At 57.8% G+C, this 13,749-nt stretch carries 13 protein-coding genes and 1 pseudogene; 4 read left to right on the forward strand and 10 right to left on the reverse strand.

What is annotated here, in order from left to right; translation table 11 throughout:
- Positions 1–8: 8 nt before the first annotated feature.
- From L1069_RS19395 to L1069_RS19435, 9 genes are all read right to left on the reverse strand, one after another.
- Positions 9–407 carry a hypothetical protein gene (locus tag L1069_RS19395; protein ID WP_237456767.1) on the reverse strand — a complete coding sequence of 133 codons (399 nt, stop codon included), beginning with the start codon at positions 405–407 and terminating at the stop codon, positions 9–11.
- On the reverse strand, positions 404–1,492 hold the full coding sequence (locus tag L1069_RS19400; RefSeq protein WP_129372538.1) for a flagellar type III secretion system protein FlhB: 1,089 nt from the start codon (positions 1,490–1,492) through the stop codon (positions 404–406). Before L1069_RS19400 ends, L1069_RS19395 begins: the two co-directional genes overlap by 4 nt.
- Entirely contained in the window at positions 1,489–2,268 is a 780-nt protein-coding gene (locus L1069_RS19405; RefSeq protein ID WP_237456768.1) for a flagellar biosynthetic protein FliR, read from the reverse strand. Before L1069_RS19405 ends, L1069_RS19400 begins: the two co-directional genes overlap by 4 nt.
- Complete coding sequence (gene flhA, locus L1069_RS19410; RefSeq protein ID WP_237456769.1) at positions 2,265–4,358, reverse strand: flagellar biosynthesis protein FlhA; 2,094 nt, start codon at positions 4,356–4,358, stop codon at positions 2,265–2,267. Before flhA ends, L1069_RS19405 begins: the two co-directional genes overlap by 4 nt.
- 453 nt (positions 4,359–4,811) lie before the next feature.
- Positions 4,812–7,247 (reverse strand): hypothetical protein, encoded by a 2,436-nt coding sequence (locus L1069_RS19415; protein WP_237456770.1) that lies wholly within the window; start codon positions 7,245–7,247, stop codon positions 4,812–4,814.
- Complete coding sequence (gene motA, locus L1069_RS19420; protein WP_027257081.1) at positions 7,244–8,113, reverse strand: flagellar motor stator protein MotA; 870 nt, start codon at positions 8,111–8,113, stop codon at positions 7,244–7,246. Before motA ends, L1069_RS19415 begins: the two co-directional genes overlap by 4 nt.
- Positions 8,114–8,191: 78 nt before the next feature.
- Positions 8,192–8,806, reverse strand: coding sequence for a hypothetical protein (locus L1069_RS19425; RefSeq protein WP_237456771.1), 615 nt, complete (start codon positions 8,804–8,806; stop codon positions 8,192–8,194).
- Positions 8,806–9,252: a hypothetical protein gene (locus L1069_RS19430; protein ID WP_237456772.1), complete on the reverse strand. Its 447-nt coding sequence runs from the start codon at positions 9,250–9,252 to the stop codon at positions 8,806–8,808. Before L1069_RS19430 ends, L1069_RS19425 begins: the two co-directional genes overlap by 1 nt.
- 9 nt (positions 9,253–9,261) lie before the next feature.
- Positions 9,262–9,786 (reverse strand): flagellar basal body-associated FliL family protein, encoded by a 525-nt coding sequence (locus L1069_RS19435; RefSeq protein WP_134831370.1) that lies wholly within the window; start codon positions 9,784–9,786, stop codon positions 9,262–9,264.
- Positions 9,787–9,905: 119 nt separating this feature from the next.
- Here L1069_RS19435 and fliF point away from each other — a divergent pair, with 119 nt between their 5' ends.
- The 4 genes from fliF to fliP are packed head-to-tail and all read left to right on the forward strand — an operon-like array spanning position 9,906 to position 13,207.
- The gene (gene fliF / locus L1069_RS19440) at positions 9,906–11,579 is read left to right on the forward strand and encodes a flagellar basal-body MS-ring/collar protein FliF (protein WP_129372544.1); all 1,674 of its coding nucleotides are present in this window, start codon (positions 9,906–9,908) and stop codon (positions 11,577–11,579) included.
- On the forward strand, positions 11,579–12,178 hold the full coding sequence (locus L1069_RS19445) for an ABC transporter ATP-binding protein (RefSeq protein ID WP_237456773.1): 600 nt from the start codon (positions 11,579–11,581) through the stop codon (positions 12,176–12,178). The genes fliF and L1069_RS19445 overlap by 1 nt, the downstream gene beginning before the upstream one ends.
- Positions 12,171–12,467 carry a FliM/FliN family flagellar motor C-terminal domain-containing protein gene (locus L1069_RS19450; RefSeq protein ID WP_027257075.1) on the forward strand — a complete coding sequence of 99 codons (297 nt, stop codon included), beginning with the start codon at positions 12,171–12,173 and terminating at the stop codon, positions 12,465–12,467. Before L1069_RS19445 ends, L1069_RS19450 begins: the two co-directional genes overlap by 8 nt.
- Entirely contained in the window at positions 12,464–13,207 is a 744-nt protein-coding gene (fliP, locus tag L1069_RS19455; protein WP_129372546.1) for a flagellar type III secretion system pore protein FliP, read from the forward strand. The genes L1069_RS19450 and fliP overlap by 4 nt, the downstream gene beginning before the upstream one ends.
- 127 nt (positions 13,208–13,334) lie before the next feature.
- On the opposite strand, the pseudogene L1069_RS19460 reads toward fliP, so the two are convergent.
- A pseudogene (locus L1069_RS19460) lies at positions 13,335–13,487 on the reverse strand (IS3 family transposase); the annotation flags it as partial.
- Between the last annotated feature and the right edge of the window lie 262 nt (positions 13,488–13,749).

Below are 13,749 nucleotides of genomic sequence, written 5' to 3' on the forward strand. Positions count from 1 at the left end.
AAGGTATTTCAGCAGTCCAACAGCCGGTCCATGAAGGCTTTTGCCTGCTCAGCTTTGTGCCGCTTGCGTTCAGAGGCCGCCATGGTTTCCACCGCGTGTTTGCGCCCAAAGGCTTTGCGCAGCTGATCCATCATCCGCAGCTTTTGTGCCGTTGCCTGCGCCAGCTCCAGGTTCAATTGGCGCCGGGTGCGGGTATGCCAGCCTTGCCACAACAGATCTGCCCCCAAAGCCTTCATCGTGTGATCGCTGTCTGCCGGTTCCCGGGCGGCCTGCACTTGGCTGTTCAGTTTGGCCAACTGGCCGCGAAGCTGCGCCTCCCGGGCCAGAGCCGGCTGTATTTTCGCATGCTCCTGCATATACTGCGCTGCAGTCACTGCCGCCATCTGATCCAGCATCTTCTGCTTCATGTGATCTTTCCTTTAGCACGCTTGCGCATCTCTTCGGCAAACCGGATGGCCGCCGCCACCGGTGCATAATGCTCTTCCAGAATTTCGCCGCCGATCTCAATCGTGGCATGCAATGCCCGCGCTGTTGGCGGATCACTGTGAATCGGAACGCCGTTTTCATTGGCAACACGCCGGATCGCCGCGGCCACTTCATCAACCCCTTTGGCAACGCAGACAGGCGCGGAACCCTTCTCACGGCTCCATTGCAGGGCCACCGCATAGTGAGTCGGGTTGACAACCACGACGTCGGCTTTGGGCACATCGGCCATCATTTGCCCCATCGCGATCTGCTGGCCGCGCTGACGGCGCTGGCCTTTCATATGGGGATCGCCTTCGGACTCCTTCATTTCGTCCTGGATCTCCTTCCGGGACATCATGTTTTTGCGGTGGTGTTCCGCATGTTGAAAAGCCGCATCCACAATACCGATCGTTATCGCGATGAGCAGCGCCAAAAACAAAAACTCCATCGCCAGCTGCGACAGCATCAAGACAACAGACTGCGGGCCAGTGCCGGACGAAGCGATCATGTCCGGAAGCCGGTAAGACAGGTAGACGCCCAGGCAGATCGAATAGAGCACCAGCTTCACAAAACTTTTGAAAAACTCGAACAGCCCGGATCTGCCAAATTTGTTCTTGGCCCCCGAGATGAGAGAAATACGAGACAGCTTCGGCTCCAGCTTACTGGGCGCAAAAACCAGCGCACGCTGTCCGACAATCGACAACAGAACCAATGCAAAGGGAACCAGAAACCATGGCAGAGCAGGGCGGACGGCACTTTCGATGAAGCCCCCCACGGGGGCCGCAGCCGGCCCTTCAAAAAACAGCGGGGCCAGCTTGTCCGGCTGGTCCAGAAAGGCCATCAGAGCAGTGCCTATCCCCTCAACGCTGCTGCTTCCGGCAGTGTAGACTGCGATGATCAGACCCAGATAGGCTGCGGCGACGGACAGATCCGTTGACTTGGCAACTTCGCCTTTCTCCCGGGCCTTGCGGAGTTTCTGTTCCGTCGGCTCGAATGACTTGTCTGAATCGTCGTCCTGGCCGCTCATGGCATTCCGCCTCCAGGATTCGACATAAACGTCATCAGAGCCCTGGACCAAACATCCAGGATCATCGGACTGCCGACCATCAGGATAAACAGGCCGCCGAAGGTAATCGCCGGCGCGCCGACCATGGCCACCATCAGCTGCGGCATAGCCCGGTTAATCACGCCCAGCGCCAAGTTGTAGATCACCGCTGTAATGACAAAAGGCGCCGCTAGCGTGAACGCCAGCGAAAAGCTTTGCGAAACCCGGTACACCCCCCATTCCGCCAAGCCGGAAGCCGCGGGAAACTGACCAGCAGGAAACAGCTGGTAAGAGCCAATGAGCAGTTCCGCCGCCCGGATATGCAGACCCATCATGACAGCAAGGGTCACACCGGAAATCATCAGAACGGCCCCCAGAGCCGGCATTGGCTCTGCGCCGATGCCGCCCAGAACCTGTGACAACGACGTGCTTTGCGCCGCCATTGTACCGGCCGTCTGCAATGCCAATACAAAGATCCGGACACCAATCCCCAGTGCCAGGCCAATGATCGCTTCGGCAACAGCAATCCGGGCAAATTCTATCGCACCATCCGGCTCAGGAAGGGCCGGAAGTGCAGGCGCCACCACAAAAGTAAAGGCCGCAGCAACTGCAAGTTTGACCCGGGTGGGGACATACAGCTCACCCACCGCGGGCAGCACCGATACCATGGCCGACACCCGCAGAAATACGATTGCAGCATGCCAGAACCCTGCCCCCAGCAGCGCTATAAGCTCTGGCGGCAGAAAGTTCAGGTTCATGCTTGCACCATTCCAACCAGGGCAGGCCGCGCCTCAAGGCCGATTTCTTCGAACGATAGAACCGGGTTGCTGATACCCCGTGATTTCAAAATGGTCTTCAGGTAACGGCGGCGGCGGGTCGAGGTCACAACCGCCGCAAACACACCTTGGTCGGTGATTGCCGACAGCTTCTCGGTCAGCCCATCCGCAAGCATATTGAACAAGTCGGGCGGCAAGGCAATGTCCAACCCGGCACCTTGCGCATCCACTTGATACGTTGAGAATTTGTCTTCCCATTCCGGTGCCAGCTGGATCAAAGGAATGGTCCCGTCCTCGCGTTTCATCTCGGCCACCAGCTGGAACCCCAGCCGCTGGCGCACATGTTCACAGATCAGCTCGGGCTGGGTGATGTGTTGCCGGGCTTCGGCAATCGATTCCAAGATCAGCGGCATATTGCGGATGGAAACCCGCTCCTCCAGCAGCAGACGCAACACCGAGTGAAGTGTATCCATCGGAACCTTGTCCGGCACCAGCGCATCCAGCAGCTTGCGGTTCGCTTCGGACCGGAAGTTATCGGAAAGCTGCGTCATCTCATCCAACAGGCGACGCAGCGATTTGAGTGTCAGCAAGCGGGAGAAATTCTGTTTGATGATCTCCAGCAGATGGGTTGCCAGGATTTCCGGCGGTGTGACCACAGTAGCCCCGGCCAGGGCGGCCTGTTCCTGCGACTTGGCTGAGATCCAGCGGGCCGGCGCGCCGTAGACCGGCTCAGTCACATCAGTGCCGGGTGGCAACGCGTCATGATTGTCCGGCATCAAGGCCAGAACCATGTCGGGATGCAAAGTGCCGCGCACCTGCTCAACCCCCTGCACTTTGACCACATAGGTGCCTCTTTCCAGCTCATGCTGATCTGTCAGCCGGATTTCCGGCAGGATCAGACCAAAGGTGGTGGCAATATGGGACCGCATGTTGGCAATGCGGGCATCAAGCCCGGTGCCGGCATCAAGTACCATGCTGACCAGATCCGGTGAAAACTCCAGATGCAGATCATCCAGATCCAGTATATCTCCGAGCGGCCGGCTTGCAGTAGGATCTGCGGCCTCTTCAATCTTTTCCTCGATCTCCGCCTCTGCATCATCCTGCTTCTTCTTTGCCATCCGGAAAGCCGCGTAGCCCAGCACACTGCCACCGGTCACAAAGGGCAGAAATGGCAGACCGGGAACCAGTGCAAACAGGACCATCAGCACCGCGACAGTAGTCAGCGCAGCGGGATGGCGGCCGAATTGCTCGAACAGGGCGGTATCGGTGGCACCGGTGGTGCCACCGCGAGCCAGCAGCAGCGCCGCTGCAATGGAAATGATCACAGATGGGATCTGCGACACCAGACCGTCGCCCACAGTCAGAATGGCATAGGTTTCAAACGCGCTGCCAACAGGCATGCCATGGACCAGAACGCCCATGATCAGCCCCATGACCAAGTTCAACAAGGTGATCAAAAGCCCGGCAATGGCGTCGCCTTTGACAAATTTCGATGCACCGTCGAGCGAGCCAAAGAAAGTGGTTTCCTGCTGATCCCGCTCACGGCGTTCCTTGGCGGTCTGGTGGTCAATGGCGCCGGCTGACATGTCGGCGTCGATCGCCAGCTGTTTGCCTGGCATTCCATCCAGTGCAAAACGGGCACCCACTTCGGCCATCCTGGCGGCCCCCTTGGTGATCACCATGAAGTTGACGATCAACAAAACTCCGAACACCACTAGACCCAGGAATACGCTGCCCCCCATCACAAATTGGGCGAAACCTTCGATCACATTGCCAGCCGCGTCGGTGCCGGAATGCCCCTGGCCGATGATCAGTTTGGTGGAGGATATGTTCAGTGACAGCCGAAGCATCAGCGAGGCCAGAAGGATCGTCGGAAATGAGGAAAAATCCAACGGCCGTTCAATGAACAGGGTGATGGTGAAGATCAGGATGGCAAGCCCAAAGGAGGCCGCCAGGCCAACATCCAGCACCCAGGCCGGCATCGGCAGGATCATCATCACAATAATCGCCATAAGCGCCAGCGCCAGCAAGACGGTCGGGCTGAAAAGTTGTTCAGTGGTAAGCTTAGGCACAGTTCAGGCCCCGCAAATTGCTAGATTCAAACTTATGGAATGCCTGGATTGGTGCCCAAGGATCCAATCTGAAGCGCATGTCCGTTTTCCGGAGCTTTGTCAGCACCTGCGGTTGCCGCGCCAATAGCCGCCTGCCAGCCAACCGGTGCCGACGATCAGGCTTTGCGATGCCGGTTGCCGGCAATCGGTGCCTGTCAGTCTCAATCAAGTGAGATTTCAGAACGGAACTCGTTACAGAGCGCGCCCAGATTTCTGCGCCTATTGCGCGCAGAAACAGCCCTTTCAGGCAAAGTACTAAATAGTTTTCCGGCATTCTGCCCGTCCAAATCAGGATTCACCCGATCATCACGTTACCGGCAGCCCGTTGACAAAGTGTTATCAGCACAAACAAAGGCCGCCCTTGATCCGGGCGGCCTTTGTTTGTGTTAACATTCTGTCAGATCACTGAAAATTCTAAGGGCTTTCCAAGTCTGTGCCAACTTTGTTCAACAGATCAGCAATGCCGCCACGTGTGCCCGCACTGCTTTCAACCAAGGCCCGTGCGTGAGCCAGCGGAGACAAACCCTCTGGATCTTGCGCAGTTTCGCCAATTTGCGTGGTGACAGAAGCAACAGCACCGAATTGCGCGTCATCTCCAGTCTCCATCGCTTCGATGGCGCCCAGGTTTTCGGAATGCCAGAACCCGCGGGCGGCTGCGTTGGCCTCATCTTCGGCAAGAAGATACTCACCGGCCCGGTCATATTCACCATTGCGCCACAAGGCTGCCGCTCGCATTTTGTTGGCTTCGGAACTTTCCAGCCCCATCAGCTCGACAAGGGCCCGATGCGGCTTGTCCAGCTCCAATGCGGCCTCGGCCATCATCAGGCGGCGAGCTTCGTTTTCCGGCTCCAGCGCAAGCTTGGTGAGCAGGCCCTGTGCTTGTTCGGCAAATCCAAGGTCCAGCAGCCTGCGGGCAACGGCCGGAGCTACCGATGCGGCTTCAGCCGCGCTGGCCTGACCAGAGAAAACCAGTGAGTACTGCAAAAATGTCACGTCATCTGCACGTTCTGCCAACAGCAGCATCAACGGCTCCAGCGCTGCCGACCGGGCATTCGGGCCGTCCTGCTCAGACAGGCTGTTCAGTTCTTGAAAAGCATCCTGAAACTGCCCCATCAGGGCCAGAGAAGCGACCTGCGCCTGACGCAACTCTGCTCCCAGCTCGGTTTCGCGGTTTTCAAGTTCGTAAGAGGCAATCAAATCCGGCACGTCAGGAGACAGCGCCTTGCGCTCCTTGACGCTAAGAGCAACCAGATCGATCAGTGCGGCCGGTGCATTGCCGTTCCGTTCTGCAACCTCGCTGGTCAGCTCTTCGGCCACCTTTTCGGTATCGCCTGCCAATTCGGCAATCGCCGCCTCAGCAAGGTTGATTTCCGGAACGTCCTCAACCCCGGTCCGGTCAACCGCTCTCAGCACTGCCTCGGCGATATGGTTATCTCCGGCTTCGGCAAACATCTTGCTGATCCGAGGCCCCAAGTGCACCCGCAGGTGAGTCGGCATTTTGGAAAACGCTTGCTGAATGGCGTCGGTGTTGGCGCTCTTCTTGACCAGACCATCCGCCAAAGCGCCCCACAGGGCACTGTCGCCTTCGCAGCCTTGCTGTCCTGAGAACGGGTGATTAACCGGCAGAACTGCTCCATCCATCAGCATCGCCATTGCATCAAGATAGGCTATATCCGGCGCATCCTGATTTTCTGGAGGGAGAATAGTCAAAATGGAGCGAGCTTCGGCGCCAAAGCCGAAATAGAGATACATCCGTGCGAGTGCAAATACACTCGCTGGATTCACATCATCAAATTCCCGGACCAATGCGCTGCGCACCGGTGCCAGCTGATCCGCAAACGGGCTTTCATTGCCCCAGGAATGAATGGCAACATCACGGTTTTGCAAACAATGCTCTGCTTCTCCGCTGCCACCAGTCAGGGCAGCCTTCAGCCCGGTTTCGCGATCGATTGCAGAGGTCACGGAAATGTGGTCCAAAGGGTTCAACGGCCTGTCTGTACGGCCCAGAGGATCCAATACAGCAGCGCTATCGGCATCAGGAAGCCCATTTGCCGCAACACTCAAAAGTCCTTGATTTGCAGCCCGTCCGATTTGTTGCAGCAACCGTTGCTCGGAATCTTGGACCGCGGCCGCGCGCTCAGTTTCTTCCAGGTTGAGCAGCACTCTGGTCTCAGGGAGTCCGGAAGCCGCATTGGCGTCAGCGTTTTCTGTCTGATCCGGAAAGCTGTTGCCATCCAACGGCAAGACGACTTCTACAGCTTCTTCTTGCTGTTTGGTTGCACTCAGTTCCGGTGCTTCTTCAGCGTCCTGCGGCCGGATTGTTTGCGCCGGATCCGCTCGCCCCGCAACAGCCGCTGCCAATTCCAGAGCCATCCGCGCGTCAGCTGCGGCCGATTGAGAGAAACTGAACCTGTACCCGCTCTGTGTGGCCTGCGGAGTGAGTGGCAGAATACTGCTGGTAGCAGAATACTGCCGCTGTGTTTCCGGTTTACCCCCATCACGTATATCAAGCACCAAGTAGCCATTCTTCTGAACATAAGACGTGACCGTGCAGTCACAGCCTAGCTGCAATCGAAGCGGCTGACCTGGCCCGTTCTGCACGAGTGATTGCAACCGGGTGCGAGGGATCAGGTTGAAGACACGTGAAGTATCGAAAACTGCCTGTGGCGCGTCAATGTTCACTGTCGCCGTCGTGCCGCTTTGAGCCAGCGACCAGTCCGCGCCATCCGGCAGGCGCATCACCAGGCGGGTGAAACCGTTGTGCTCTCCTGACCGGGTCACAATTGTCTGCGCCTGGACAGCTCCTGCCGTCAGAAGCGCGACTGCAGTGGCAAGTGCTCGCCAAATCATGCTGCGTCCTGTTTCACCGATTTGAGGGCTTCTTCAAGTTCAGCGAAGCCGGGACGGAAATGCGAAGGTGTGTTCTGGCGCCCGACTTCGATGCATATTGCTGCTGCATGGTTGTGCAGATTGGCCACCAGAACCTCACGGATAAGCTGATAAAAATGCGCGTCTTCCTCGGTTACCGCTTTTACCTTGGTCGCAAAGGGACCCACGAGGCCATAAGCCAGGAACACGCCAAGAAAGGTACCGACCAGAGCGCCGCCAATCAGTTTACCCAGAACTTCCGGGGGTTGATCAATAGAGCCCATAGTTTTGATGATACCAAGCACCGCCGCAACAATTCCCAGCGCCGGCAGCCCGTCTGCCAGGGTTTGCAAAGCATGGCTGGAGTGCATTGCATGGTGCAGGTTGGCCTCCATGCGCTTTTCCAGAACTTCTTCCACCTGATGCGGATCGTCATAGTTCATCGAGGCCGACCGCATGGTGTCGCAAATCAGGTTCACCGTTTCCTTGTCTGCCAGAATCTTGGGGTATTTATTGAAGACAGAGGAGTTTTCGGGGTCTTCAATGTGTTGCTCCACTTCAACCGGATTCGCCCGCGCGATCCGGATCAGAGCAAACAGAAGGCACAGCAGGTCGCGGTAGTCGTCCGGTTTCCACTTAGGGCCCTTGAACACCTTACCGACGTCCTTCAACGTATGCTTGATGCCGCCCATATCGTTGCCGATCAGAAAAGCACCGGCTCCGGCACCACCGATCATCATCAACTCAAAGGGCATGGCCTTAATAATGATCGCCATCTTGCCGCCGGCCAGGAGATAGCCGCCGAACACCATGACAAAGATCACAACTATGCCTACAATCCCGATCATGGGTCCACTCCGAATTCCATTGGTTTTTATTAGCTTAGGCGAGTCTTCCTAAGGAAAGACTAAGCGGCGGCGGCCGAATTACTCCTTCGGCACTGCTCCGTTGCGGCCAGCCAGAACAACGCTGATAGTATAGGCGGCTTCCGGGCTCAGCCCTGCCATGATTCCCGCCGCAGCCTCGGGCTGCATCCGGGCGAGGAAACCAGCCGCAAAGGCAGGATCCATTTCCTCAAACAAAGCAGCGGCCTCTTTGGGTTTCATCTGTTCATAGACCGACGTAAGACGCGTCACATCCGCTTCGGTCGCACCATCCGCCAACGCGAGCGTTGCCCGTAAATTCTCTTCGGCCTGCTCCAGCGAAGCCAGTTTCTTGTCGATTGCCTGATCAGCAATTTCCAGGGCTTTCATCCGGTCCTGAATTTCCGCTTCACGAGCGGCCAGAGCCTGTTCCCGCTCCTTAAAGGCTGCCAGCATTGTTTGCAGCTCTGCAGATGTGGGCATCGATTCGCGCTGCGGCTCCCCCTTGTGAGGCTGCGCATCGCCGCCGGGTTCCTGCAGGCTGGCCACTTCACGGGCAATTGCGGGCCCCGCTTCAAGAGCCAGCCGGACCGCAGCGGATCCCATCAGCAGCACCGCCAGCATCATCAAGGTGCCGCTGCGCCGGAACCGCTTGGTTTTCTTTGCTGCTTTTGCCATTACGCCACCCGATTCTGGCTGCGGTTATGCCGGACGAACATCAAGCCGGAAGGCTTTGCCTCGTCCTGTTCTTCAGCAGACGGCTGCGAATCGGCCTCGTATGCGGCCGCCATCGCGTCGTCCTCGGCCGAAGGTCTAGCTGCCGGAGCCGCAGTTCCGGCCTCGGGGATGTCATGCATGGATGCCATCATCAGTTCCAGCCGCTGAGCCACTGTTTCGGCCCGGCCCGTCAGTTGCTGCAGCGCCTTGCTGGAGCCGTCGGACACCTGTTGCGCCGATTGCAGTGACTTGTTCAGATCATCGACCTGGGCAGACAGGACGGCAACTGCACCGCCCACACCTTTTTCCAAATCATTGAACCGCTTCAGCCTGCGCGACAGTACCAGACAATAGAATCCGGCACCCAGCGCACCGGCCGCAAGCAGGATATCAGCAATAATTTCCATCCTGTCCTCCTAATTCAGTACGAAATCCATAATCAGCAGATCACGCACCCGGCCCTGGCCGGTTGCAATATTGATCCGCCGCAGCATCTGCGCCCTCAGTTTCGGCAGCGCCATCGGATCAGTCAGATCCTCTAGCTCCAGTGCTCTCAGGTAGCTGTTAAGGACATCGATAACCCGCGGGAGGATTTTCTCGACCTCGGCTTGGTGAGCCAGATCGACCTCAAGTTGCGCGCGGAACCGCAAATGCTTGATACCGCTGGCTTTACGCAGGGTAATCACAATCGGGTCCATTTCGATAAAGGCAAGATTGGCGATATCCTCCGCCGTCTCACCACTGTCCACGCCTTCTGGCGCCTCTTCGGCCGCATGCGCCGGTTCTGGCGCTGCTTTTTGACCAAAGGGAAGAAGGCCTGACTGTACGGCGAAGAAACCTCCGCCGCCGCCAGCCAATGCCAGCACCACCCCGATAATCAGGGGCAGTTTGCTTTTCTTGGCCGGGGCTTCTGCTTGTGTGTCTACTGCAGCGTCTGTCATGGCTATCCCTAAAACGTCGTGCAGCATCTTCATAACCTGCGAGGAACTAACCGAATGTTAAGGCCGATCCGTCAAAAGGGTTGCACGCCGGAGAGAACGCCGGTGCGACGGAGGTTAATGTGCAGCAGATCAAGAATGTCTGGGCTGAAATGGACATGCGAAAGCGTCTGATAGCCGTGGGTGCCACGGTAATCATGATTCTCAGCGTGATCGCGATGTCCCATGTGGCAAGCAAGCCAACAATGACACTGCTCTATGCCGGGCTGGAAAGCGGCTCGGCCGGAGATGTGGTGCGGGCGCTGGAACAGCGCGGTGCCCAATATGAAGTGCGTGGCAGCTCAATCTACGTGCCGTCAACGCAGCGTGACGAATTTCGGATGACACTGGCCAGCGAAGGCCTGCCCGCCAATGGCGGCAAAGGGTACGAGCTGCTCGATTCGCTCAGTGGCTTTGGCACCACCTCGCAGATGTTTGACGCCGCTTATTGGCGCGCAAAGGAAGGCGAGCTGGCCCGCACTATTGTTGGCAGCCCGCATGTAAGCCAGGCACGGGTGCATATCGCCAATGCCGGCTCGAATCCCTTTCAGCGCACCGTAGAACCCACCGCGTCGGTTTCAGTCGTACCGATGGGATCCCCGGTAACACCTGCGCAAGCAAATGCGATCCGCTTCCTCATTTCGTCTGCGGTGACCGGCCTTGCCGTTGAAAACGTTGCAGTGATTGATGCCAACGGCGCGTTGATCGGGTCTTCGGATGCCACTGCAGCCGCCGGTGCCGGAACCGATGACCGGTCCCAAACGCTGCGCGAACGTGTCATCCGATTGGTTGAGGCACGCGTCGGCCAGGGCAATGCAGTGGTGGAAGTGAGTGTCGCGACCGTCACCGACACCGAATCAATCCGGGAAAAGCGGGTGGACCCGAAAAGCCGTGTCGCCGTCAGCACCGACGTCGAGGAACGCGCCGACTCCTCTACCAACCAATCCGGAGAGGTCACGGTTGCCTCCAATATTCCCGACGGTGACGCGGCCTCTGGCCAAGGGTCAAAAGCCAATACCAGCGCCACCCGGGAGCGAATCAATTATGAAATTTCGGAAACCGAGAAAGAGATCCTCCGCGGTCCCGGGGCTATCAAGCGCCTGACTGTTGCAGTGCTGGTCAATGGCTCTGCGGTGACAAATGACGCAGGTGAAACTGTCTTCCAGCCCCGGCCGGAAGACGAATTGGCCGCCTTGCGGGAGTTGATTTCCGCCGCTGTCGGTTTTGACGCGGACCGCGGGGATGTGATTACGCTCAAGTCCATGGAGTTGCCGACAGTGGAACCGCAGGGGTCCGTGGCCACCGCAGGGTTCATGGACAACCTCTACTTTGACGCAATGTCGCTGATCCAGCTTGCGGCTCTGGCCCTGGTCAGCCTGATCCTGGGCCTGTTCGTCGTACGCCCGATCCTGTCGAATCAGGCAGCTCCGGTGGCGGCGCTGACTGGTCCGGATGGTGGCGGGCTGCCTGGGCTGCCAGGTGTTGGCGGCGACGGCTTCATGACTGCGCCTGAACTTGGTTCGGGACTCGCACTAGAGGGTGAAATTGAAAACAACGAAACCGGACAGTTCGAACCCTTGGGCGACCTGCCGGCAATGGGTACTGGCGGCGACATGATGGGGGCGGCCGGTTTTCCGGCACTGGGCGGCAGCATGGATGATCCGGTCGACCGTCTGCGCAACTTGATTGGCGAGCGGCAGGAAGAAACCGTCCAGATCCTGCGCGGCTGGCTGGAAGAAAACAAGGAGCAAGCCTGATGACGATTGCACATTTGCTCGAAGACTTCGCAATGAACACCTCGGCAGAGCCTGCCCTGCCCGCAGTTTCCGAGGAACTCATAGAAGAGCAGCGGCTGGCTTCCTTTGAGAACGGCTACAGCGCCGGGTGGGATGATGCCGTAACGGCCAAAGACCAGGAAAGCAGCCGGATTTCGACCGAGCTGGCCAATTCTCTGGAAGATCTCAGTTTCACTTATCACGAAGCCCAAAGTCAGCTGCTGGATTCGCTGGACCCGATGTTCAAGGTGCTGACCAGTGCAGTGCTGCCAGATGCCATGGCTGCCTCTTTCGGGCATCATATCGTCGATCAGCTTGCTGATATGGCCAAAGGCCAGACCGACCAGCCGATGCAGATCGTGGTCGCTCCCGGGGAGGCGGCACCAGTGCGCAGCCTGTTGCCGGACAATTTCTCCGTTCCGGTCACAGTGCAGGAAGACAGTGTGCTGTCTCCCGGACAAGCCTATCTGCGCATTGGCAGCACCGAATGCGAAATCAATTGCGACGCCCTTCTAGAATCGATCCAGGACTCGATAGAGGCCTTCACCTATCACGCGAAAGAGGACAGCCAGTATGGATGATGCTGCCGACCTGAATATGAAATCCGCTGATGCAAACAATCCCTTTGTTTCGGTTCCCGTCGAAGTGGTTGTCTCTGTCGGCAAAGCCCGGCCGCTGATCCGTGACCTGGTCAGCCTTGGCGAAAATGCAATTCTCACACTGGACAAACGGGTCGAAGACCCCGTGGATCTTTACGTCGGCGACCGGCTGGTCGCCCGTGGCCAGCTCGAAGAGCTGGAGGGAGATCAGGCTGGCCAGCTGGCCGTGCGCCTGACAGAAATTGCTGATCTTCAAAGCGGTTTGGGATGACACACAAGACTATTGTGCGGGCGGCCCTGGCTGCAGCAATCCTGCTGGCCATGCCGCACACCGCCCTGGCTCAAGAACTGAGCCTTTCGCTGGCAGACGGCGAATCGATCTCCGCCCGCTCGATCCAGCTGATCCTGCTGATTACTGTGCTCAGCCTGGCTCCGGGCCTGCTGATCATGATCACCTGTTTTCCATTCCTGGTGACAGTCCTATCGATTCTGCGTCAAGGCATCGGGCTGCAGCAAGCACCGCCCAACATGCTGATCATCAGTCTGGCGCTGTTTCTGACCTATTTTGTGATGGAACCCGTCTTTACCGAGGCCTGGACCACTGGCATCAATCCGCTGCTGGAAGAAAGGCTGGAACCGGGCGTGGCCATCACCCGCAGCTTGGAGCCCTTCCGTGCCTTCATGGCGAACCGGTTGGATCCGGACACATTTTATGCAATTGCGGATCTCAGGCCGGAAACCCAGGGCATGGATCCCGTGGCCGAAGCTCCGTTATCGGCGCTAGTCCCTAGCTTCCTGCTGTCGGAAATTTCGCGCGCTTTTCAAATCGGGTTTCTCGTCTTCCTGCCATTTCTGGTCATTGATCTTGTTGTTGCTGCAGTCCTGATGTCCATGGGGATGATGATGGTGCCGCCTGCTATCGTGTCCCTGCCCTTCAAACTGGCATTTTTTGTAGTCGCAGATGGCTGGAGCCTGATCGCCACCGCTCTGGTACGCAGCTACTACCCCTGAACCCTGCCAATGGTCTGGAAAAGGTATGGGTTGTGAACTGCCCACGGCAATCAAACGCGTTCAACGCAAGCTGGAATGTCAGCCCGGTCGTGACAGGAAAATGGTAGCCGCGCGCCTGGGCGTTATTGTCGAGCTTCCGAGCAACCCGCTGACCGGATAGCGATGTGTCGATCACGCAAGCCAGGCACTCCCGGCCGAGGTCATCGATGACGCACAGAGCCCGGAAACGGCGCCCGTCTGACAGGCTGTCAGACACGAAGTCCAGCGGCCATCTTTGGTTCGCTGAATCGGCTTTTCCGCGTTGTCTATCTCCTCGCGTGGAGAACAGGCTAACGTCAAAACGCGGAAATTTTTGGGGAGCAGGTCAGACAATATGACCTAATCCAAACAATTTGCTTTGACGATTTCGAATGTCCAGCAGTTCCTTCCAAATCGTCCTGCATCTTCTGGAAAGCGTGGGACGGTTCTCAAATGCCTGAATGACAGGGCTTGCGCCAGTTTGAGGCGTACTCAATAACTCAGGTTTCGTGCGTCGATATAGC

Origin of the sequence: Leisingera sp. MMG026 (assembly GCF_021654205.1) — a bacterium.
In the GTDB taxonomy this organism is placed as follows: Bacteria; Pseudomonadota; Alphaproteobacteria; order Rhodobacterales; family Rhodobacteraceae; genus Leisingera.